The sequence below is a fragment of the Psychrobacter sp. UBA2769 genome, from assembly GCF_002352555.1.
Lineage (GTDB): Bacteria > Pseudomonadota > Gammaproteobacteria > Pseudomonadales > Moraxellaceae > Psychrobacter > Psychrobacter maritimus.
Window position 1 is genome coordinate 28,215 of the sequence record NZ_DEIR01000006.1, and the last position, 21,165, is coordinate 49,379.

20 protein-coding genes are annotated in these 21,165 nt (G+C 44.4%); 9 read left to right on the forward strand and 11 right to left on the reverse strand.

Annotation, left to right across the window (positions count from 1 at the left end):
- Nucleotides 1-59: 59 nt before the first annotated feature.
- On the reverse strand, nucleotides 60-509 hold the full coding sequence (locus B3Q63_RS01575) for a GatB/YqeY domain-containing protein (RefSeq protein WP_296172989.1): 450 nt from the start codon (nucleotides 507-509) through the stop codon (nucleotides 60-62).
- Between the two features lie 204 nt (nucleotides 510-713).
- The gene (gene rpsU, locus B3Q63_RS01580) at nucleotides 714-929 is read right to left on the reverse strand and encodes a 30S ribosomal protein S21 (RefSeq protein ID WP_010195908.1); all 216 of its coding nucleotides are present in this window, start codon (nucleotides 927-929) and stop codon (nucleotides 714-716) included.
- 416 nt (nucleotides 930-1,345) lie between these two features.
- Here rpsU and B3Q63_RS01585 point away from each other — a divergent pair, with 416 nt between their 5' ends.
- The 4 genes from B3Q63_RS01585 (at nucleotide 1,346) to B3Q63_RS01600 (ending at nucleotide 3,972) form a co-directional block, all read left to right on the forward strand.
- Nucleotides 1,346-1,738, forward strand: a complete 393-nt coding sequence (locus B3Q63_RS01585) for a hypothetical protein (protein WP_296172990.1) — start codon at nucleotides 1,346-1,348, stop codon at nucleotides 1,736-1,738.
- A 138-nt stretch (nucleotides 1,739-1,876) separates the two neighbouring features.
- Nucleotides 1,877-2,389, forward strand: coding sequence for a c-type cytochrome (locus tag B3Q63_RS01590; protein ID WP_296172991.1), 513 nt, complete (start codon nucleotides 1,877-1,879; stop codon nucleotides 2,387-2,389).
- Between the two features lie 94 nt (nucleotides 2,390-2,483).
- Nucleotides 2,484-3,542 (forward strand): tRNA (adenosine(37)-N6)-threonylcarbamoyltransferase complex transferase subunit TsaD, encoded by a 1,059-nt coding sequence (gene tsaD, locus B3Q63_RS01595; RefSeq protein WP_296172992.1) that lies wholly within the window; start codon nucleotides 2,484-2,486, stop codon nucleotides 3,540-3,542.
- Between the two features lie 58 nt (nucleotides 3,543-3,600).
- Entirely contained in the window at nucleotides 3,601-3,972 is a 372-nt protein-coding gene (locus B3Q63_RS01600) for a CrcB family protein (RefSeq protein WP_201619043.1), read from the forward strand.
- Nucleotides 3,973-4,057: 85 nt separating this feature from the next.
- Here the strand turns inward: B3Q63_RS01600 and B3Q63_RS01605 are convergent, their stop codons facing one another.
- The 4 genes from B3Q63_RS01605 to potA all read right to left on the reverse strand — a co-directional run bounded on the left by B3Q63_RS01605 (nucleotide 4,058) and on the right by potA (nucleotide 8,081).
- On the reverse strand, nucleotides 4,058-4,948 hold the full coding sequence (locus B3Q63_RS01605) for a LysR family transcriptional regulator (RefSeq protein WP_296172993.1): 891 nt from the start codon (nucleotides 4,946-4,948) through the stop codon (nucleotides 4,058-4,060).
- Nucleotides 4,949-5,080: 132 nt separating this feature from the next.
- A complete protein-coding gene (gene potC / locus B3Q63_RS01610; RefSeq protein WP_201625295.1) occupies nucleotides 5,081-5,923 on the reverse strand; it encodes a spermidine/putrescine ABC transporter permease PotC in 843 nt (280 codons plus the stop codon).
- On the reverse strand, nucleotides 5,923-6,801 hold the full coding sequence (gene potB, locus B3Q63_RS01615) for a spermidine/putrescine ABC transporter permease PotB (protein ID WP_201625296.1): 879 nt from the start codon (nucleotides 6,799-6,801) through the stop codon (nucleotides 5,923-5,925). The genes potC and potB overlap by 1 nt, the downstream gene beginning before the upstream one ends.
- Nucleotides 6,801-8,081 carry a spermidine/putrescine ABC transporter ATP-binding protein PotA gene (gene potA / locus B3Q63_RS01620; RefSeq protein WP_296172994.1) on the reverse strand — a complete coding sequence of 427 codons (1,281 nt, stop codon included), beginning with the start codon at nucleotides 8,079-8,081 and terminating at the stop codon, nucleotides 6,801-6,803. Before potA ends, potB begins: the two co-directional genes overlap by 1 nt.
- Before the next feature lie 515 nt (nucleotides 8,082-8,596).
- Between potA and B3Q63_RS01625 the strand changes: the two genes are divergently transcribed.
- Together B3Q63_RS01625 and gloA are read left to right on the forward strand one after the other, a co-directional pair.
- The gene (locus tag B3Q63_RS01625; RefSeq protein WP_201564647.1) at nucleotides 8,597-9,235 is read left to right on the forward strand and encodes a carbonic anhydrase; all 639 of its coding nucleotides are present in this window, start codon (nucleotides 8,597-8,599) and stop codon (nucleotides 9,233-9,235) included.
- Nucleotides 9,236-9,348: 113 nt separating this feature from the next.
- Complete coding sequence (gloA, locus tag B3Q63_RS01630) at nucleotides 9,349-9,948, forward strand: lactoylglutathione lyase (RefSeq protein ID WP_296172995.1); 600 nt, start codon at nucleotides 9,349-9,351, stop codon at nucleotides 9,946-9,948.
- Nucleotides 9,949-10,079: 131 nt separating this feature from the next.
- Here gloA and B3Q63_RS01635 read toward each other — a convergent pair whose 3' ends face one another.
- From B3Q63_RS01635 to ribA, 3 genes are all read right to left on the reverse strand, one after another.
- Nucleotides 10,080-10,550 carry a c-type cytochrome gene (locus B3Q63_RS01635; RefSeq protein ID WP_296172997.1) on the reverse strand — a complete coding sequence of 157 codons (471 nt, stop codon included), beginning with the start codon at nucleotides 10,548-10,550 and terminating at the stop codon, nucleotides 10,080-10,082.
- Between the two features lie 504 nt (nucleotides 10,551-11,054).
- Complete coding sequence (gene hemF / locus B3Q63_RS01640; protein ID WP_296173337.1) at nucleotides 11,055-12,023, reverse strand: oxygen-dependent coproporphyrinogen oxidase; 969 nt, start codon at nucleotides 12,021-12,023, stop codon at nucleotides 11,055-11,057.
- 69 nt (nucleotides 12,024-12,092) lie between these two features.
- Nucleotides 12,093-12,776: a GTP cyclohydrolase II gene (ribA, locus tag B3Q63_RS01645; RefSeq protein WP_296172999.1), complete on the reverse strand. Its 684-nt coding sequence runs from the start codon at nucleotides 12,774-12,776 to the stop codon at nucleotides 12,093-12,095.
- A gap of 594 nt (nucleotides 12,777-13,370) precedes the next feature.
- Here ribA and dxs point away from each other — a divergent pair.
- The gene (gene dxs / locus B3Q63_RS01650) at nucleotides 13,371-15,419 is read left to right on the forward strand and encodes a 1-deoxy-D-xylulose-5-phosphate synthase (RefSeq protein WP_296173000.1); all 2,049 of its coding nucleotides are present in this window, start codon (nucleotides 13,371-13,373) and stop codon (nucleotides 15,417-15,419) included.
- A 274-nt stretch (nucleotides 15,420-15,693) separates the two neighbouring features.
- Complete coding sequence (locus B3Q63_RS01655) at nucleotides 15,694-16,521, forward strand: inositol monophosphatase family protein (RefSeq protein ID WP_201562429.1); 828 nt, start codon at nucleotides 15,694-15,696, stop codon at nucleotides 16,519-16,521.
- A gap of 77 nt (nucleotides 16,522-16,598) precedes the next feature.
- Here B3Q63_RS01655 and B3Q63_RS01660 read toward each other — a convergent pair whose 3' ends face one another.
- Both B3Q63_RS01660 and B3Q63_RS01665 read right to left on the reverse strand, forming a co-directional pair.
- Nucleotides 16,599-18,038 carry a WS/DGAT/MGAT family O-acyltransferase gene (locus B3Q63_RS01660; protein WP_296173006.1) on the reverse strand — a complete coding sequence of 480 codons (1,440 nt, stop codon included), beginning with the start codon at nucleotides 18,036-18,038 and terminating at the stop codon, nucleotides 16,599-16,601.
- A 223-nt stretch (nucleotides 18,039-18,261) separates the two neighbouring features.
- Complete coding sequence (locus B3Q63_RS01665) at nucleotides 18,262-19,101, reverse strand: thiazole synthase (protein WP_296173008.1); 840 nt, start codon at nucleotides 19,099-19,101, stop codon at nucleotides 18,262-18,264.
- 461 nt (nucleotides 19,102-19,562) lie between these two features.
- Between B3Q63_RS01665 and gspE the strand changes: the two genes are divergently transcribed.
- Nucleotides 19,563-21,119 carry a type II secretion system ATPase GspE gene (gene gspE / locus B3Q63_RS01670; protein ID WP_296173011.1) on the forward strand — a complete coding sequence of 519 codons (1,557 nt, stop codon included), beginning with the start codon at nucleotides 19,563-19,565 and terminating at the stop codon, nucleotides 21,117-21,119.
- Nucleotides 21,120-21,165 lie beyond the last annotated feature (46 nt).

Below are 21,165 nucleotides of genomic sequence, written 5' to 3' on the forward strand. Positions count from 1 at the left end.
TGTTTTTATCGCTTGGGTCGATACGTAGATTAAGAATATATAACTTTTCTTAACTTTAATTAACCCTGCAGCGCATCTTTCACCAATTTAGAGATGAGTGCAGGGTCAGCACGGCCCGCGGTTTTATTTTTTAACACACCCATCACACTGCCCATATCACGCATCGATGTAGCACCTTGCTCAGCGATTTCGGCATTGACCAAAGCGGCAAGCTCGGCATCATCCATTTGTTTTGGCATAAACTCGTTGATGATATCGATTTCAAACTGCTCTTTATTTGCCAAATCATCACGACCATTTTCGGTAAAGATCGTCAGTGACTCATGGCGTTGTTTTAGCTGCTTTTGTAGCACTTCCAATACTTGCGCATCATCAAGTTCGGTCTGGCGGTCAATCTCAATTTGTTTGACCACTGATTGGACGTTGCGCAATACTTTAACGCGCTCAAGCTCACGCGCTTTCATCGAAGTTTTGATGCTGTCAGACAAGCTCTGTTTAAGTTGGCTCATTGTTATTATTCCTTATGAGTATGGATAAAATAGTTTTTAGTAAAATAACTGTTGGTAAAATAATTGGGGTAAAGTGTTAAATAAAAATCTGCTGAGCATTTATCAGCATGAATAACAAAAATTGTAGCATAAAAAACGCCACTGTTATTCATCGATAACAGTGGCGTTAGTGTAGCGCTGGTATTTAGCTAATCGTATTAGTGATTAGTACATACGAGTGGTACGAATAGTTTCGCGTTGTAATTTCTTTTTATAACGCTTTACAGCAGCGGCTTTTTTGCGCTTGCGTACTTGCGTTGGTTTTTCATAAAATTCACGCTTACGTACGTCTGATAGAACGCCGGCTTTTTCACAAGCACGTTTAAAACGACGGATAGCGATGTCAACTGGTTCGTTTTCTTTAACCTTAACTGCAGGCATGAAAGCTCCTTTATTAGGATGAGATGTAAGGGCATTAGTTTGGCTGTGTATTAGTATTTAGCCGTAATATCTCAAGATTACCGGCATCAGCTCAAACTAGGATAGTCTTGCGCAATAGCACAAGGGCGCTTATTTTAATCAAAAATGGCAGTAAAGTCAAAGGCTTTTGCGCATTAATCCATAATTATCATTAAGTTGCACGCTATTATCAGCAATAACGGTCGTAACTCATTTAGACTCATGATTTGCTTGCCCTTAACATAGTGCTCTTTAAAAGTGTATGAATGGATAAATTTGCTGCATGGTACAAACAGAAATAAAAAACCCTACTGTCTATAACGGTTTAGGCAGAGTTTATGCTATGATAATTTGCATAATATCAATCGTTTTATGTGCACTTTATTAAGGATGTTGCAATGAAGAAATCAGTACTAAACACGGCGCTAAGCACAGCATTTATCGTCGCCCTTGGCTTTGGTATCAGTGCTTGCAGTGGGGATAAAGAAGGCGAGTCGCACGAAGTTTTAGCAAAAGACCGCGTCGATGAAGCAGCAGAGCTTGCGCGTAAAAACGCCCCTGAAGCAGAAGAGCTGAATTTCCCAGAAACAGCGCCAATGCCAGCGGCTGAAGCAGACGCCGCGGCAAGTACTGAATCTACCACAGCTAGCACAGAAGCAGGCGCTGTTGCTACATCAGAAGCGACTGCGACTGCAAGCGCGGATACCGAAGTGGCTAGCACTGAAACTGAAAGTACAGAGGCGCCAGCTACGGATTCAGCAACTACGGACGCAACAGCAGTAGCGAATTAGTAGCTTTTACGATAAAAGTACGTTGTGATGAAGGTAGGGACAGCCACTAGCCAGCTATTTTATTAACAAGCTATTTTATTAACAAGCTATTTTATTAACAAGCTGTTTTACTAACAAGCTATAGACGAGGGAATAACCATGAAACAAAATACCATGAAGAAAAAATCAGTTGTGAAATTGGTGCTGTCTGGCCTGAGTCTTAGTGCGTTATTAACACTCAGTGCTTGTAGTGGCGGCGACAATACGGCGGCTGAAGAGCCTGCTGCTGTCAATGAAACAGAGACAGTGGTTGTAGAGCCTGAAGCGCCAGTTGCAGAAACTGAAGTAGCCACTGAACCTGCCGTTGAAGCAGAAGCAACTGAAGTAGCCGAGGCTGAGCCTACAGCTGCTGCTGAGACAGAAGCGTTAGCCGCTGATGCTGGTGCAAAGCTGTATGAAAAACAGTGTAAAGTTTGCCATGAAAGCGGTTTGTTAGAAGCGCCGAAATTTGGTAATAAAGAAGATTGGGCACCGCACCTTGCTAAAGACATAGATACGCTACGTATGCATTCTGCCAAAGGATTTAACAAAATGCCGGCGCAGGCAAATGCGGAAGTAAGTGAAGCGCAAGTGCATGCCGCAGTTGATTATATGGTCGCTGCAGTCAGCTAATCTTGCTTGTTGAAATTTGCTCGACTGACCGCCATTGTAAGCTAACAGTGGCGGTTTTTTATTAATGCTACAAGGCAAATATAAAGGCATATAGATGAAAGTATTGGGTTTAGAGACCTCTTGCGATGAGACTGGTCTGGCGATTTTTGATAGCGAGCAGATAACGAGCGGCAATAAAGGTCTGCTAGGGCAGGTACTGTATTCACAAATAGAGCTGCACGCCCTTTATGGCGGTGTGGTGCCCGAGCTTGCCAGCCGCGACCATATTCGTAAGCTGGTGCCTTTATTTAACGAATTGCTGGAGCAGTGCAATATCACTAAAGATGAGATTGATGCTGTTGCTTATACCAAAGGTCCGGGGCTTATCGGTGCGCTGATGACGGGCGCATTATTTGGTCGCAGCTTGGCTTATGGGTTAGATATTCCAGCGATTGGTATTCACCATATGGAAGGGCATTTATTAGCGCCGCTCATGGGTGCGAATCCGCCAGCTTTTCCATTTGTCTCGTTGCTGGTTTCTGGTGGTCATACTTTGCTGATTGCCGCACACGGTATCGGACAATATGAAATCCTTGGTGAATCCATCGATGATGCGGCCGGTGAGTGTTTCGATAAAGCGGCAAAAATGCTCGGTTTGCCATATCCGGGTGGTCCAAACATCGCTAAATTAGCGGAAACAGGCAATCAAAATGCTTATGATTTACCACGTCCAATGCTCCATCGTGGTTTGGATTTTTCTTTTAGCGGTATGAAAACTGCGGTACATAATCTTATCAAAGACACCCCATGCTCAGGGGGCTCGGGCAATGGCTCTGCTAGTGATCCGCAAGTTCGCGCCGATATTGCCGCCAGTTTCCAGCATGCCGTGGTTGATACCTTGGTGAAAAAATGCGTTAAAGCGCTTAAACAAGTCGATATGAGCCGCTTGGTCATTGCCGGCGGCGTCAGTGCCAATAGCCATTTGCGTGAAACCTTAGAAAGCGAGCTTGCTAAAATAAATGCCACCGTTCATTACGCACCGCCAGCTCTATGTACCGATAATGGGGCGATGATTGCTTATGCAGGTTACGAGCGTTTGCAAGCGGGTCAAGCAGATGATTTGGCTGTCAGCTGCGTACCACGTTGGCCGATGACCGAGTTACCTGCGGTATAAGCGCTATAAAGTCGCTTATATCCAGTTTATTAAACTTTATCTCACTCAAGGATAACTTATGCAGTGGCTTGCAATTGGACTAGGTGCTGCCATTGGCGCTTGCCTGCGAGGGTGGCTGGCGCGTTTTAATCCGCTGCATCACTGGATACCCCTTGGGACGCTTGGCGCTAATGTCTTAGGTGGGCTATTGATAGGGCTAGCTCTGGTATGGTTTGAGCGAGTGGGCAGCGGCTTGTCTCCCAATATCAGGTTGTTTGTGATTACTGGTTTTTTGGGCGGACTGACGACTTTTAGCACCTTTAGCGTCGAAGTATTTACCTTTATCCATAATGGCAAACTGCTGGCAGGCTTGGGGCTGATTGGGCTACATGTGGGGCTGACGTTATTAGCAACCGCAATTGGCTTTTATTTCTTTAAGTTGGTTTTGTAATAATAAAAATGCAGCAATAAAAAAGAGCCATATTAATTTTTAATACGGCTCTTTTTTTAAACAACTTTTAAAAAAAAACCACTAGCTATACCGGTTTTACAATCCCTTCTAATAAACTCGCAAACCCTTGCATATAGGCAATCTCTTGGCTCGAGGTGCGCGTTGCCGCATAGAGCTGACAGTAGACGCCACTGCCTAATGGCCGCGAAACCACCCAGCCTTTTTTCTCATATTCAGCGACCACCCAATCAGGTAATGCCGCCACCCCGCGTTCACTAGCAACCAATTGAATTAGCATCGCAGTCAGCTCGGTGGTACGCATGCTTTTAAAGCTGACCTGTGCTGGCGTCATAAAATTAGCAATGATATCGAGGCGCTTAGCTTCCACCGGATAGGCAATCAAAGTTTCATCAACCAAGTCTTTGGCATGAATAAATTGTTGCTCAGCCAAGTCATGGGTAGGCGACAGCACCAAACGGCTTTCATACTCAAATAATGGCTGATAGCTGATACCTTCTATCGGTAAATTACTGGTGGTAATCAATAAATCGATATCACCTTCCATCAATAAATGATGCGGCTCAGGCTCAAAACCGGTAGCGAAATCCAATTCGACATCCGACCATTCGCGGCGATAATGATTAAGTATCGGCATCAACCAGTCAAAGCAGCTATGACATTCAGACGCTAAGCGCAATCTGCCCGCTTGACCATGGGCTAAGCGTTTTAAGTTTGCTTTGGTGCGCGTGACCTGCGGCATGATACTGTCTGCCAGTGCCAATACCGTTTTGCCCGCTGGCGTAAAAGTCAGCGGACGCGTGCGCCGATTGACCAAACTGATATCGTAGTAATTTTCCAGCTCTTTTAACTGATGGGAGACCGCAGAGGCGGTGACATGCAGCTCATCGGCAGCAGCGGCCAATGAGCCATGGGCTCGCAGCGCAGTTAGTGTATTAAGATGACGAAGCTCTAGCATAAAATGACCTAACCACTGACGTTAAAAAAATGAGAAATTGCGACTTATAAAGGCTTAAAAATAAAGGCTGAAAAAACGGTTAAAGCTTTTTATTTAATAATGTTAAAGCTGTTATGAAAGTAAAATTTAACATCAGCGCCGACGTAGGAGTAATTGCGAGATAACCACCAAAATTAACGAAGCGACGAGTAAAATGGTCCCAATGGCATTGACTTCAGGCTTAAGTCCCACGCGTACCATAGAATAAATACGCAACGGCAAAATCTCATAGCTAGGGCCGGTGACAAAGGTCGATACCACTACATCATCAAGCGATAAGGTAAAGGCAAGCAACCAACCTGCCATCACCGCAGGGAAAATTACTGGTATCAAGACCGTACGCACCATCATTGATTCGCTAGCACCCAAATCTCGCGCCGCTTCCATTAAACGTTCATCCAAACTACTTAAGCGCGCAAAGACAGTAATGACCACAAACGGCAGGCAAAAAGTAATATGCGCCAGTAGCAGCGAGACAAAACCGAGCTGCAGTCCGATTAATAAAAACAGCGCTAGTAGCGATATCGCCAAGACAATCTCAGGCGACATCATCAGCACAAATAGCAGCCCGTTTAGCAGCCCTTTACCGCGAAAGTCATAGCGATGCAGCGCCAGTGCAGTCAGAGTGCCGATAACGGTGGAAACCGTGGCGGCAACCAAGCCCAAGACAATAGAATGCCAAAAGGCATCAAGCATCGCCTGATTGTTAAAGAGCGACTCGTACCACTTTAAACTAAAGCCGCCCCAGTTATAGCCAATTTTTGACTTATTAAATGACATCACCACCAAGACGATGATGGGCAGATATAATAAAGTGTAAATCAGACCAAGATAGCCTTTGGCGGCGATACTGCCGATACTAGGTCGCTTGATAGAGCGTTTGGCTTTTATGGGTGAACTATTGATTGACGAGTTATTAGATGAATTACCAGACATTAAGCCACCTCGCTAAAATCAGTCTTGCCAATGCGGCGGCTACTGGCGCGATAAGCGAGTAATAATACCGCCATCGCAAGCGTTAATAGCACACTGGCGGCCGCGCCAAATGGCCAATCACGCGCATCTAAAAACTGGTTTTTGATAATATTACCAACGAGTAAATTACGCGAGCCGCCCAAAATATCGGCGACGTAAAACATCCCCATCGCTGGCAGTAGTACCAACAGCACCCCTGAGATAATCCCCGGTGTGGTCAAGGGTAGCACCACATGCCAAAAGGTTTGTCGTTTTGAGGCGCCCAAATCTTGCGAGGCAAGCAGCATATCATTGCGTAAGTCGCTAAATACCGCATATAAAGGCAGCACCATAAAAGGAAATAACAAATAAGTTAAACCCGCAATGACCGCCCCTTGGGTATATAAAATATCAATGGGCGCATCGATGATGCCGATTGCTAATAAGGATTTGTTAATCAAACCGTTACTGGCAAATAATAGTTTTAGCGCATAAGTTCGTACCAAAGAATTGGTCCAAAATGGCAATATTAGCATGAGCATCAACAGTGGCTGCCAGCGTTTACTAACTCGAGATACAAACCAAGCAAACGGGTAGCCGAGTAATAAGCAAATGACCGTTGTGATGCCCGCCATCCATAATGAATGCACAAAGACATCGAAATAAAGCGGGTCAATCATGCGCACATAGCTGTCAATAGTGACCGGCAAACTGATAAAAGCTGTGCTATCACGCGTCAAAAAGCTGACCGCAATCACCAGTATATTTGGCAATAAGGCAAAGATGAGTAGCCAACCCCAAATCAGCCATAGTGTTGCAGTACGAAAAGGGCTGTTGTTGCTTAAGTTAGGACGCGCCATTAGCTGATATCCTTTTGGACAGCTAATTTGCTAGTGCTATTATTCATCCCATTATCAATGCCGCTATCAAGCGTACCGTCTTGTTCTTCTGGCAATACCCATTCCCAGCCATCTACCCATGACACTTTAACGCCTTCGTTAAGCTTATAATCAAAACTTGGGTCATCTTCATCAAAGAATTCCGAGGCTTTAATAATATGACCGTTCGTTAGCTCAATAATCGAGTCTAAGGTGCTGCCTTTATAATTACTTTCAATTACCCGCCCAAGTAAGCCGCCATGCTCTTTATCATTGGGATCATAAATGCGCAAATCTTCCGGACGTAGCAATAAATTGACGATATCGCCAACTTGCACGTCATTGGCAAAGTCAGGACGGCGCAGATTACGTAAGGTCGTCGGACCCTCTTGCGCTTGTGCCTCGCAGACCTCGACTTCAATCCGCCCATTGGTCACACGCCCATCACGATCAGGTTGCTCAGGGTAGACTCCTTTGACTTCCGCTTTAAATAAATTGGTCTCACCGATAAATTTGGCGGTAAATAAATTGGCAGGGGTTTCATAAATCTCAATCGGCGTACCAATTTGCTGAAATCTGCCATCCTTCATTACCGCAATGCGGTCTGACATCGACAGCGCTTCTTCTTGATCGTGGGTGACAAAGACAAAAGTAATGCCAAGCTCCCGTTGCAGACGTTTAAGCTCAGATTGCATTTGCAGACGCAGCTTATGGTCGAGCGCCGATAAAGGCTCATCGAGCAATAATAGTTTAGGACGATTAATCACCGCGCGTGCAATCGCTACGCGCTGCTGCTGACCACCGGACAAATCTTGCGGTTTGCGATTGGCAAGATGCTCAAGTTGTACCATCGCTAGCATCTCACGCACCCGCGTTTGAATCTCATCTTTTGGCACTTTTTTTAATTTAAGCCCGTAAGCGACGTTTTGCGCGACTGTCATATGCGGAAATAGCGCATATTGCTGAAACACGGTATTGACCGGACGCTTATCAGCGGGCAAGCCTGCCATTTGGACGCCATCGAGATAAATCGCCCCAGCATTAGGCTGCTCAAAACCGGCAATCAACCGTAATAACGTCGTTTTACCGCAGCCTGATGGACCAAGCAAGGTGATAAATTCACCATGCTGAATATCAAGGTTAATGTCCTTTAATACTTCGGTTTGGTCATAGATTTTTTTTAGACCAGTCAGTTGCAGCAGCACCTTGTCAGTATGGGTTGAGGCAGACGTGGACTGCGTCTGTAAATTTGATTCGGTCATAAGGTTGATTCCTAAAATACCAAACGCTCAGTAGCGTTATGAATATTAGATACTGCCAGCAATGTCAGTAGCATAATGGCTTTTTGGTTTAACGAATTATTTAAGGTAGCTAATGGCTTATTGAGTCATTTGGTATCGCACGGTATTTAGCATGGCGATAAGCGATGGCTATATGCGGTCTGCTTGCTGCGTATTATAACAAACCCTTGCAGTAAATTAGTGCAAGTTCGTTATCCGTTGGTTGGTGGCGCTTGTTCATGTTTAGCATAGGGGCTGTATCTATGTGCCAAAGTTATCTTATGGTTGTTAATAAATCGGCAAGGTAACGAGTGATATTAAAATAAAGAATTTTTACCATTTTTTTGGCTTGCTTCCTATACAATCATTCTATGTATGCTAAATACAGTGATATTTGCCATAGCAACCGGCTGAGCTTGAAGATAAGTCAACGTCAAAAGCAGTACGCTAGCGCAACGTAGAATATTACCCACATTAATAATCAAGGATCCCTTTTTATGCCTAACGATACCCGCCCAAAAACTGGTCAAGAAGCATTAGCGCTGCTTAAAGAAGGCAATGCACGCTATGTCGATAGTTTGACCAGCACCGACCCCTGTACCCAAAAACGTCCAGAATTAATCAGTGATCAAGACCCGTTAGCGATTATTTTGGGCTGCTCGGACGCACGTGTACCGGTTGAGATTGTATTTGATCAGGGCTTGGGCGATTTGTTTGTCATACGCGTGGCGGGTAATGTGGTTGCGCCATCGCAAATTGGTTCGGTTGAGTTTGCCGCCGAAAAATTTGGCACCAAGTTGGTGGTGGTGCTTGGGCATTCGCATTGCGGCGCGGTGACCGCATGTGTTGAGGCGCTGATTAATCCTGAGCAAAACTATTCACCAAACTTACAATCAATCGTTGATCGTATCCGTCCTAGTGTCTATAACTTGCATGAACTTGCTACTGCCAATGGTCAAGATGTTGATGCAGATGAGCTGGTCGATCGCTCTATTCGTGCCAATGTAAGGATGTCGGTTAGCCAATTAAAACATGGTTCGCGCGCGCTAGAAGACCTCACCAATAGCGGTCAGCTGCTTGTTGTGGGTGCCGAGTATAATTTAGAGACAGGCAAGGTACGGTTTTTAGATGTTTAATAGACATTTAGCATGAAATGTCTATCATAGTTAGGATACGGCTGGCTGATACGCGATAACATCGACAGCGTATCCACTATTAACGATTAAAATACTGAAATATTGGGGAAATTATGACTGATTCAGAAAGCTTAAATAGCAATCAAGAAGCAGGTAACCAAGCAACTAATCATCAAAACGCTATAGCCCAACCTGCAAGCAGCGTAAAAACTGCTGGCGTTCAGCCGATTTCAGCTCAAACCACAGGCTATACCTTTAATCATACGATGCTGCGGGTAAAAGATCCTGCTAAGTCATTGGCGTTTTATACCGGCGTCTTAGGAATGACCTTATTGGCGGTGAAAAAATTCCCAGCGATGGGTTTTGATTTGTACTTTTTAGCCAAGCTGACTGAAAGCGAGCGTGAAAACTTGCCAGCTGGTGCTGATTTAGACATTTTTGCTTTCCGTCAACGCGGTATTTTAGAATTAACTCATAACTATGGCACCGAGACCCAAGCGGATTTTAGTTATCATGATGGCAATGCTGAACCGCAAGGTTTTGGCCATATCTGTTTTAGTGTGCCCAATTTGGATGAAGCAGTTGCTTGGTTCGATGAAAATAACGTTGAGTTTAAAAAACGCCCAGATGAGGGCAGTATGAAAAATATCGTCTTTATTAAAGATATTGACGGCTACTGGATTGAAATCGTGCAAGCGGATTTAATGGGCTAATTTTTTAAAAGTTTGATAAACCTATTAATAAGATGGATTATCTAAACAAGTTTGTAGGTTTGAGAAATCACCAATAAAAAAGCCGCTATCTTAACGATAGCGGCTTTTTTATTGGTGATAGCAAAGGCTCATTAGTCTTTTTTCACTTTAAAATCGGTATGGCATGATTTGCAGCTGTCACCGACTTGTCCAAGCGCAGGTAAAACTTGATCGACACTGGTTGCCGTTTGTGCCGCCGCATTCAAGTTAGCAGTGGCTTTTTGGAAGTCATCAGCTTCAGCGCGGAAACCGTCAACGTTGCTCCAAACTGCTTCAGTAGCATTACCTGTGGCCTCTTGGTTTTCAAAGTGGCTCCAAGGATTGGCAGAGTCTTTTGCTAAAAATGCCGCTTGTTCTTTAAAGACTTCGGCATCAAAGGTATCAGGCGCTTCAGCCATGTCGCCCATGATACCCATCGCATCGCCCCAGCTTTTCATGGTGTCTTGACGCGCTTTGACGTCAGGGTCAACTGGCGTACTACAAGCCGTTAGACCTAAGGCGGCTGCCATCAAAGTTACGCCGACGATAGACTTGAATGATTTATTATTAGAAACCTGTGCCATCTGTATTGCTCCTTTATACGTGGCTAATAAAAAGGTGCCGAAGCACTTGCATGCTCGCCACCTGTTATATTGCTACTATGAATTGAATATTATGTGGTTGTTCTAAATGTTAAAGACAGCTAAGTTGTGGTCTTTTACCATATAGCCTGTTAAAACAACATGGCTTTAAATCTATACCACTTTAAACCCATACTGCTGTTAATTAAACCTCAACAGGCTAAAATAAAGTAGGATAATAAAGTACCTTTTTGTAATGGCATCTTTGTAATGGTATTTTAATCAGCTATGAATTTTCGCCAAAGCGCGTTTTATAAGCTAAAAGTCAAAATGACCTATCTAACAATTTGGCTGCTCTTAGGCTGCTCTCAAATAAAAAATAGTAAATAATAAAGGTCAGCAGTAACGCTGACCTTGATAGTGTTTTTCTGAAGTTTTAAAGAGAGCAAATAGGGCTGTTTATACAAGAACCAAAACGCTGTCTGCGGCTTATTATGCCAATGAAGACTATAAAGTCAACCAATCACGAGGTTTTAGATAAAAATCGGTCAATTCAAACTCAGGCGCCCCTTCAGTAGGCTCAAAGCGATAATGCCAACTGGCAAGCGGTGGCATGCTGACTAAGATAGATTCGATGCGTCCATTACTCTGTAGCCCAAACAGGGTGCCGCGGTCATAAACAAGATTATATTCGACATAGCGTCCACGGCGATAGAGTTGAAATTCACGCTGGGCTTCGGTATATGGAGTATTTTTACGCTGCTCAAAGATGGGCAATATCCCTTCAAGGTAGCCATTGCCGACCGCTTGCATAAACTTAAAGCAGGTCTCGAAATCCCAACCACGACTCTCAAGATTGACGTCATCATAAAATAAACCACCGATACCGCGCTGCTCATTACGATGACGCAGATGGAAATATTCATCACACCATTGTTTAAAGTCAGGATAGACGCTATCGCCAAAGGGAGCGCAAAGGTCATGACAGACCTGATGCCAATGCACGCAGTCAGCCAACACCGGATAAAATGGCGTCAAATCAAAACCGCCGCCAAACCACCAAATGGGGTCTTCACCCTCTTTTTCTGCCACGAATAAACGCACGTTGGCATGGCTGGTTGGGACGTTAGGGTTTTTAGGATGCACAACCAAAGAGACGCCCATCGCTTGTGCTTTACGACCAGCGATATCAGGATGGCGCGCAGTTGCCGAGGCGGGCAAGTTCTGCACATGGATATGACTAAACATCACACCCGCTTTTTCAATGACGTCACCATCGGCTAAAACACACGAGCGACCGCCGCCGCCTTCAGGACGTTCCCAGTCGTCAGGCACGAAAGTAGCCGGTTTATCATAGCTACTGCCATCACGCTCTTGCGCTTCTAATGCTTGACAGATACGTGCTTGCAAATCGACCAGAAACTCACGCACACGCATGATGTCGTTATGGGTCGGTGTCGTTGTTGCATTTGACATAGAATCTGTTGTGAGAGGATTGGTATTACTCTCTATATTTGGCATACTCATAAAATATCTAATTATTTACTATTTATTAAGGTGTAAGGCAGTATTAAAGTCTTTATCTAGCAGATGCCCCATACGATCGCGTTTGGTTGCTAGATATTCAGCATTCATGTCGTTAACCCCAACCAATAATGGCACTCGTTCAACAACATTGATACCATGCTGGGTTAAATAAGCGACTTTATCGGGGTTATTGGTAATCAAGCGTACGCTATCAACACCGACATGAGCGAGCATCGGCCCGCACATATCATAAACGCGCGCATCAGCCGGTAAGCCTAACATGAGATTGGCATCTAAGGTATCATGACCTTGATCTTGCAAGGCGTAAGCGCGGATTTTATTGGTCAGACCAATCCCGCGACCTTCTTGGCGCAGGTATAATATCGCCCCGCAGCCAGTCTCTTGTATCGCTTGCATGGCAGTGTTTAGCTGTGGACCACAGTCGCATTTTAGCGAGCTAAAGGCATCACCCGTTAAACATTCCGAATGAATACGTATCAGCGGGATGAGGGGCTCTGTTAGCGACGCGCCTTGTTGGTTTAGCGCTGTATCAGCCTGATTTAAAGCATCAGCTTGATTGACCACAGGTAAACCCACGGTAAGCATGACATGCTCTTGACCGTCTTCATTTTCAAAGATATGAATATCAAACTCGCCGTGACGAGTAGGTAGTTTGGCAGTAGTAATAAATTGATATGACATTAATGTCCTGCATAAGCCGATCATCGTGGCGCTAGAGGTCTATTTAAGCTTTGTGGTATCTGTTAAAGCTTTATAATAATAGCTAAGGTATTGCCTAGGCGCTGCTGATTCAAATAGCAGGTGGCTGATATTTAGTGGAAAAACACACAAAGTTCACAGACGGCGCACGATGATTAAAGCGACAATTAAAAATAAATGCTATTATGCCATACTATTTTGACGGATACAGTGACAAGTCTTTGCCCTTACATTACTATGTCGTCACCAAGGTCCGATATGTATGCAAAATCATTAAGCATCATCATTAAACATTGCCATGATTTATAACAGCATTGATAACCGTCTTTATCACTGCCTTTAGCATTATAAGATTAAAAGCAACATAAGATTAAAAGCAACGCCTTATACTAATAGCGTATTTTTCGTTATTCACAGCTATATTAAAAGCTGTATCAATAATTATATAGCCTGTGGTATCAAGTATTTTATGATGCCGCGCTATTATTAACGCCACTTAGACAGTTGCTAGTAACAGTTGCTAGCCACTGTCTAAGGTAGCATCTTGTCAGCAGATTGGTAGGTATCGTACGTTCTATGCAGCAGTCAACTCATTCCCCACAGTCTAAGTCATTATCTGCGTCAGCCATTGATTCTGCTGCACCGCTATCAAACCTGCAGCAAACGTATGCAGCAATTCCACGTGAGCGTCCGCATACACCGCTACTTGATACGGTAGACGCACCGATTGATTTAAAAGCGTTTAGCGAGAGTCAGCTAATTACCTTAGCGGATGAGCTACGGCTTTTTTTGCTTTATTCAGCTGGTCAAAGTGGCGGTCATTTTGGTGCCAACTTAGGCGTGATTGAGTTGACCATTGCGCTGCATTATCTGCTAGATGCGCCGCAAGATCAGATTGTCTGGGATGTAGGTCATCAAGCTTATGCCCATAAAGTATTGACCGGTCGCCGTGATAAGCTTGGCACCATTCGCTCAAAAGACGGTTTGACCGCTTTTCCAGAACGCGCTGAGTCGGTCTATGATACTTTTGGGGTTGGACATTCATCGACGTCTATCTCAGCAGCTTTGGGTATGAGCTTAGCGCTTCGTTACCAAGGCCTTAAACAAACGGTTGCCTGTATTATTGGTGATGGGGCGATGACCGGTGGCATGGCTTTTGAAGCGATGAATGACGCCGTACAACAAGATGCTGATTTGCTAGTGATTTTAAATGACAATGATATGTCAATATCTTGCTCTATCGGTGGTTTCTCGCGGCATTTAGCGACGCTATGGGAGTCGGGTTATCAGGTTGATATCTCTGATGCAGGCGAGCCAGTACTGTGTCAGCGCCCTGATATGCAAGCCTTTGACCGCCGTAAGCGTCATAAAGAGCTGCGTGATGTCCCGCAATTAGAAGACAATTTATTTAAAGCAATTGGTTTTACCTATTTTGGTCCATTTGATGGGCATGATATTCCTGAGCTGCTGCGCGTACTATCGCTTGCCAAGCAGTTAAAAGGCCCTGTTTTAGTCCATATTTATACCACTAAAGGTAAAGGTTTTGCGCCTGCTGAATTAGACCCAGTCGGCTATCACGCTATCAGTAAATTACCTGCTGAAGATAGCCAGAAGGAAGCAGTAAAAGACAGTCCAAAAGAAAGCACACCGCTCTTAAAATACTCGCAAGTATTTGGCCAGTTTTTATGCGATAAAGCTACTACTGACGAGAAATTGCTTGCCATTACCCCAGCGATGGAAGAAGGCTCGGGAATGATTGAGTTTGCGCGTCAATTTCCTAAGCGCTTTTTTGATGTGGCGATTGCTGAGCAACATGCGGTAACTTTAGCAGGCGGCATGGCAACCCAAGGCGTCAAACCTATCGTCGCGATTTATTCAACCTTTTTGCAGCGTGGCTACGATCAACTTATCCATGATGTGGCTTTACAAAATCTTGACGTGATGTTTGCCATTGATCGCGCCGGTTTGGTCGGTGAAGATGGCGCAACCCATGCAGGGGTATTCGATTTTGCTTTTTTACGCTGCGTGCCTAATATGCTGATTGCCGCGCCAAAAGACGAAAACGAATGCTACCATCTGCTTAATACTTGCTATGAATATCAAGGTTGCACGGCTGTACGCTATCCGCGTGGCGTTGGTACAGGCGCAGTCATTACTCAGCCAGCACAAGTTTACCCCATTGGCAAAGCAGTGGTAGAGTCGGTATTAGGTCAAGACGACGCCCCTAATAAATTGGCGTTATTAGCCTTTGGTACGATGGTTGCGACGGCTCAGCAAGCGGCAGAAAGCCTAATTAACGATAGTATAAAATCACACTGTCAGGTACATGTGGTGAATATGCGCTGGGTAAAACCTTTAGATACCCATTTGCTTGAAACCTTAATCGAGCAAGGTGTTACTCATATTGCGACGCTGGAAGAGCATATGATTATGGGCGGCGCGGGCAGTGCAGTAAATGAGTATTTACTTAACGAATCGCCAGCCTTCAAAAATAGCCACCCAGTTATCTGTAATATCGGTATCTCTGATCGCTTTATCGCCCATGGTTCGCCAGCAGAACAAATGGCTGATTGTGGTCTAGATGTTGCAGGGGTCGTCAGTCAGCTCCAGCAATTGCTAAAATAAAACACTATCATTCATAAAAAATTGCTAAAATAGCGGATTGAAAAATAAAGCATGTCTGTTTCCTTGCTTAAACCTCGCCTACTTGCCGTAGGTGTGAATTATTTGACAACTTGGGCGGTACAACTGCGGGCAACCATATATTTGGTTTGCTAGGCGGCTATGGGTTTTTATTAATTATTACTATGCTTCAGCTTTGAAGCAGATTTTATTTTTCGTACATTTTATAAGTCACATCTCTTAAGTAGTATTCATTCATCAAGCAAATAGGTTATTTATGGAACCCATGGTCGTCATCGCAGCGCGTGCTGCTGAAAAAGTCGGTAAAGAGATTTTATATGCGCATCAAAACCGCCACAAAATCGAGCTAGATATCGAGTCAAAAGGACTTGATGGTTTGGTCACCCGTATTGATCGTTTCAGTGAAGAGCTGACGATTGAGACCCTAAAAGCCAGCTATCCAAATCATTCGTTCTTAGGTGAAGAGTTTGGTATGCAAGAAGGTCGCGGCGAAGATGCTGACTGGTGCTGGATTATTGATCCGCTAGATGGCACTAAAAACTTTGTACATGGTGTGCCGCAGTTTTGTGTATCTATCGCGGTGCAGCATAAAGGTGTGACCCAACACGGCGTCATCTATGATCCTGTTCGTGATGAGATGTTTTCTGCCAGCCGTGGTAAAGGCGCGCGTCTAAACCAACGCCGTATCAATGTTAGTGAGCGTAAAACGATTGATGGTGGTTTATTTACTACCGGTCATCCGCTTGAGCGTAAACGCAATGGTGAAGTCATCTCTTATGCCAAGCAGCATTTTGAGAGCTTACAGAAAATCTCTGAAGAAGGTGGTCAAGTTCGCCGTTTAGGTTCAGCTGCGCTTGATTTATGTTATGTAGCAGCGGGTCGTTTTGACGGTTATTTTGAGATGTCTATCAAGCCTTGGGATATTGCTGCCGGTGAGCTAATCGTGACCGAAGCACGTGGCGTGGTGGTTGACCATACAGGCGCGCACAACTCGATGACCTCAGGCTCTATTTTCGCTTGTAATATCAAGCTATTAAAACCATTGATGCAAGTGGTTGTCCCAACTTGGGGTGATGCGTTTTAAGCACCGCCTAAGCGTCAACTCTAAGCATCATCTAAGTATAGTTATTGAGACAACTTAATATTAAAAAGCTGGTTCCGTTATGGAGCCAGCTTTTTTGTTTTGCCATTTTTCTTGTCACTACTTTTATCTGTCACCGTAATGCCTTGAAATTCAAGCTCTTTACTGGTTCGCTCTAACAGCTGCAGCTCCTCTTCTATGAGGACGAGCATATCTTGTACATGCGGTAGAGCTTTGCTGCAAGCGGTGATGCCAAATTCAATCTTATCCAAATAGCTGGCGAGAGTGATATTCATCGCTTGTCCATTAAATACAATTGATGCCGGATACAAAGATTGCAGCCGCGCGCCGTTCCAATACAGCGGCTTTTCTGACCCAGGGACGTTGGAGATAATCAGGTTAAAGGCCTGTTTTTTCGGGAACAGCCCAGTTGCCAAATTGATGCCTTCCCACGCATAAGAAATCACACTGTAATTGATAACCTGCGCTTGATTCATACGGCGGAAGCGGCGTTTACCATTATTCATACTGCGATGAATCAGCTCGATTCTGCTTAATGGATCGTCTAAATGCGTGCCTAAATTGGCCAGTACAAAGGACAACTGATTGCCAGCAACGCTATTATCGGTGCGTAATGACATCGGTACAAAGGCAATCAAGGGCTTACTCGGTAGCGCGTCTATCGATAGTAAATAGCGACGAATAGCACCAGCACAAACAGCCAGCACCACATCATTTTTACTGATGTTTAAGCGCTCAGCAATATCATTAAAGCGCTGTATCTCATACGACTGGGCAGCAATGCGCCTTGATGCTGAAATGCGTTTATTGAGTACACTCATCGGCGCGGCAAAGGTGCTGACATAACTGTCGTCGCCATAATTTTTTAAATTGTCGAGCAATTCTGTAAATACTGGCTTAATGGTAGAAACTTGCTCTTTAATGATACCCAAAGCAGAGCGCTCTTTAGGCAGAATCGCATCGACTTGGTTGCGATGGCGTGCCATTAACGACCAGATTGGTAATGTAACCGGTTCGGTCGGTGATTGAGATAAGGATTTTTTGACCAGTCGCATCGCCGCAATGCCATCAACCAACGAATGGTGGATTTTAAAATATAAAGCAAAACGCTCAGGAGCGCCTTCGTTCTCTGGCTCAATACCTTCAATGACGTGACATTCCCATAGCGGCATCGCACGGTCTAAGAGACGGCCATGCTCTCTTGAAACGTACATCAAGAGCTCGCGTACACGGGCGGGCTTTGGTAGTGCCACATGATGCAAGTGATGCTCAACATCAAAGTGCTTGTCTTTTTTCCAGAATATTAAATGTTCGAGCACTTGGTTAAACGGAAAGGTTGGCGGCACCTCAGAGTGTTGCATTTGTTTAACCAATTGACAAACAAAACTGTTATCCGCATTTTCTGGCAATTCAAATAGGAATAGACCCCCAACATGCATGGGTTGTTTACGCGACTCAAGAAGTAAGAACAACTGGTCGACTGCTGTGAGAAGTCGCATAATAAATCCTTTTATGACGATGAATGAAAAATGGCAATAAAATAAATAGGTATTCAGTTAAACAAAGGTAAAGCATAACTAGGATAAAGCATTTAGCAAAAACGATTAAAAACCTAAAATAAAAGTAGTCACAAAAATATCTTAATATAAAAAGTATGGGTCACGGGACTTTTATTATTTAATTATGCCATAACCCATATTTTTAGCAGTTTAAGCTAAAAAACTACTGAAAAAAGTATCCGGTCTGCGGCGAGCTGGCAGCGGCCATTTTGCGCATCGGCATACGACCGGCCAAAAATGCCTGACGTCCTGCCCAAATAGCATGTTTCATAGCATTTGCCATCATCACTGGATTTTGCGCATTGGCAATGGCTGAGTTCATCAGCACGCCATCACAGCCAAGCTCCATGGCAATCGCGGCATCAGAAGCAGTACCGACGCCAGCATCAACCAATACGGGTACATTGGCATTCTCGATAATAAGACTTAGGGTATGGCGATTGAGCAAACCAAGGCCAGAGCCAATCAAGCTACCAAGCGGCATAATCGCCACGCAACCCATGCTTTCCAATTCTTGAGCGACAATAGGGTCGTCAGAGGTATAAACCATGACCTCAAAGCCATCATCGATTAATACCTTTGCCGCTTTTAAAGTTTCCATCACATTTGGATAAAGGGTTTTTTCATCGCCCAAAACTTCTAGCTTAACCAGATTATGCCCGCCTAATAGCTCACGAGCAAGTTTACAAGTACGAATCGCGGTTTCGGCATCAAAACAGCCTGCGGTATTGGGCAAGATGGTATATTTATCCGGTGAAATGACATCTAATAAATTTGGCTCATTGCTATTTTGACCAATATTGGTACGGCGAATAGCAACGGTGACAATCTCAGCTTCTGAGGCACCAATAGCCGCACCCGTTTCAGCCATGTCTTTATATTTACCGGTACCGACCAACAATCGAGAAGAAAATGTACGACTGCCGACAGTAAAAGTGTCTTTTGACAAGGTATCTTGTGAAAATGACTGAGCGTTGGTAGTAGAATTTGCGGCGTGTGACATAAGGATAATCCTAATAGCGGGCGAACAAAGGTGACTAATGACGTAGTGAACAAGGTGACAAAAAGTAATGAGCAAAAACTGGCATCAATACTAGCAATGATTAACGCAGAATTATTAAACACACAATAATTAAATATAGCTAGTCATCATAGTATAAATAGAGGCTTGTGCTGTCTTGAGCCTCATCATACTGATGCTTAAGCGACAAAGCGATAAATCACATGAAAGCCTTGCTACTTGTATAAAACAAAATGTTATTATAACAAACTCATGCGCGCTTACTGACAATCTTTACCCAGTTTAACGATTTAGGCAGGCGGCTTTAAACAGTCAAGTCAGTAGTATTTATTAGCATGTATTAGATTGTGTTTTCAAGGCTGTTTTCAAAGCCATTTTCAAAGTTATTTTATAAGCTGTTTTATAAGTCCTTTTTTAAATTAGCCACTCACTAGGTCGTCTTTATGCTGCAGCTGCCGTACAGTTTTGCAAAACGCCATCAAATTTTGGCCATTCTTGCTATTGATCCCGAGTTGCCGCCGACACTGGTGTTGACCAAAACCACGCCACTGTCCACCATTAATGAAGCGGTGCGGTTTTTACAGCAGCAAGGCGTGCGCGGTGTACCAAATTACGAAAGTATCAGCGCCGATGATTTTGAAAAACGCATGAATGCCGCTTATGCCGGTAATACGGGTGAGTCGCAGCATATCGCCGCTGGGCTTGAAGACCATCCTGATCTTGATAGCTTGGCAGATAGCGTCCCCGAAACGGAAGACTTGATGGACCAACAAGACGATGCGCCAATTATTCGTCTGATTAATGCGCTATTGTCGGAAGCGATACGTTTAAATGCCTCAGATATTCATATTGAAACTTTTGAGAAACGGCTAGTGGTACGCTTTCGTGTCGATGGAGAGCTTAAAGAAATCATCACGCCAAAACGCCAATTGGCGCCGTTACTGGTCTCGCGTATCAAGGTCATGGCTAAGCTAGATATCGCTGAAAAGCGTGTGCCACAAGACGGTCGTATCAGTTTAAGACTGGCAGGGCGTGAGGTCGATGTGCGGGTATCGACGCTGCCATCAAGTTTTGGTGAGCGGGTAGTGATGCGCCTGCTCGATAAGCAAGCGGGTCGTCTCAATATGACGTATCTTGGACTCTCTGATAATGACTATAGCGAGCTTAAGCGCTTAATCCATCGTCCGCATGGCATTATATTGGTCACTGGACCAACGGGTTCGGGGAAAACCACGACGCTATATTCGGCATTAACTGATTTGAACGACCAAACCCGTAATATTTTGACCGCTGAAGATCCGATTGAGTTTCAGCTCGATGGCATTGGGCAAACGCAAGTTAATAATAAAGTCGATATGACCTTTGCTAAGAGTTTACGCGCCATGTTGCGGCAAGATCCAGATGTGGTGATGGTTGGTGAGATTCGCGATTTAGAGACCGCGGAAATTGCCGTACAAGCGTCTTTGACAGGGCATTTGGTATTATCAACGCTGCATACCAATACCGCCATCGGTGCAGTCACACGTTTGCAGGATATGGGCGTTGAGCCTTTCTTATTATCGTCATCGCTGATTGGGGTCGTTGCTCAGCGCTTGGTACGGACGCTATGCACGCATTGTCATGGCTGGCAAGCTGCTGATAACGAGCAGGCCAAATTATTTACTGAAATTGGTATAGCGGCAAATGCTAAAAGTACAGGTACTGAAAAATTAGTAGAGAATATTATTAATTTACCGAAACCCGTTGGCTGTGATAAATGTAATAATTCAGGCTTTAAAGGGCGGACGGCAATTTATGAAGTGGTGCCGATTGACGATACCTTGCGCAGGATGATTCATAGTAATACTGCCGAGTATGAGCTAGAAGAATACGCCCGTCAGCAGACGCCATCGATACGAGCTGATGGACTACGCAAAGTCATAGAAGGTCGGACGACGTTAGAAGAGGTACTGCGGGTAACCAAAGAAAGCGCCCTGACTGATGATGCTATTATTGTATAAAAAAACGATTGTATAAAGAAAAACGATTGTATAAAGCAAAACGGTT

Bases quoted from the DNA above. Each gene is read 5' to 3' on its own strand.
- B3Q63_RS01575 (WP_296172989.1), bottom strand. From the start codon at position 509: ATGAGCCAACTTAAACAGAGCTTGTCTGACAGCATCAAAACTTCGATG.
- rpsU (WP_010195908.1), bottom strand. From the start codon at position 929: ATGCCTGCAGTTAAGGTTAAAGAAAACGAACCAGTTGACATCGCTATC.
- B3Q63_RS01585 (WP_296172990.1), top strand. From the start codon at position 1,346: ATGAAGAAATCAGTACTAAACACGGCGCTAAGCACAGCATTTATCGTC.
- B3Q63_RS01590 (WP_296172991.1), top strand. From the start codon at position 1,877: ATGAAACAAAATACCATGAAGAAAAAATCAGTTGTGAAATTGGTGCTG.
- tsaD (WP_296172992.1), top strand. From the start codon at position 2,484: ATGAAAGTATTGGGTTTAGAGACCTCTTGCGATGAGACTGGTCTGGCG.
- B3Q63_RS01600 (WP_201619043.1), top strand. From the start codon at position 3,601: ATGCAGTGGCTTGCAATTGGACTAGGTGCTGCCATTGGCGCTTGCCTG.
- B3Q63_RS01605 (WP_296172993.1), bottom strand. From the start codon at position 4,948: ATGCTAGAGCTTCGTCATCTTAATACACTAACTGCGCTGCGAGCCCAT.
- potC (WP_201625295.1), bottom strand. From the start codon at position 5,923: ATGTCTGGTAATTCATCTAATAACTCGTCAATCAATAGTTCACCCATA.
- potB (WP_201625296.1), bottom strand. From the start codon at position 6,801: ATGGCGCGTCCTAACTTAAGCAACAACAGCCCTTTTCGTACTGCAACA.
- potA (WP_296172994.1), bottom strand. From the start codon at position 8,081: ATGACCGAATCAAATTTACAGACGCAGTCCACGTCTGCCTCAACCCAT.
- B3Q63_RS01625 (WP_201564647.1), top strand. From the start codon at position 8,597: ATGCCTAACGATACCCGCCCAAAAACTGGTCAAGAAGCATTAGCGCTG.
- gloA (WP_296172995.1), top strand. From the start codon at position 9,349: ATGACTGATTCAGAAAGCTTAAATAGCAATCAAGAAGCAGGTAACCAA.
- B3Q63_RS01635 (WP_296172997.1), bottom strand. From the start codon at position 10,550: ATGGCACAGGTTTCTAATAATAAATCATTCAAGTCTATCGTCGGCGTA.
- hemF (WP_296173337.1), bottom strand. From the start codon at position 12,023: ATGTCAAATGCAACAACGACACCGACCCATAACGACATCATGCGTGTG.
- ribA (WP_296172999.1), bottom strand. From the start codon at position 12,776: ATGTCATATCAATTTATTACTACTGCCAAACTACCTACTCGTCACGGC.
- dxs (WP_296173000.1), top strand. From the start codon at position 13,371: ATGCAGCAGTCAACTCATTCCCCACAGTCTAAGTCATTATCTGCGTCA.
- B3Q63_RS01655 (WP_201562429.1), top strand. From the start codon at position 15,694: ATGGAACCCATGGTCGTCATCGCAGCGCGTGCTGCTGAAAAAGTCGGT.
- B3Q63_RS01660 (WP_296173006.1), bottom strand. From the start codon at position 18,038: ATGCGACTTCTCACAGCAGTCGACCAGTTGTTCTTACTTCTTGAGTCG.
- B3Q63_RS01665 (WP_296173008.1), bottom strand. From the start codon at position 19,101: ATGTCACACGCCGCAAATTCTACTACCAACGCTCAGTCATTTTCACAA.
- gspE (WP_296173011.1), top strand. From the start codon at position 19,563: ATGCTGCAGCTGCCGTACAGTTTTGCAAAACGCCATCAAATTTTGGCC.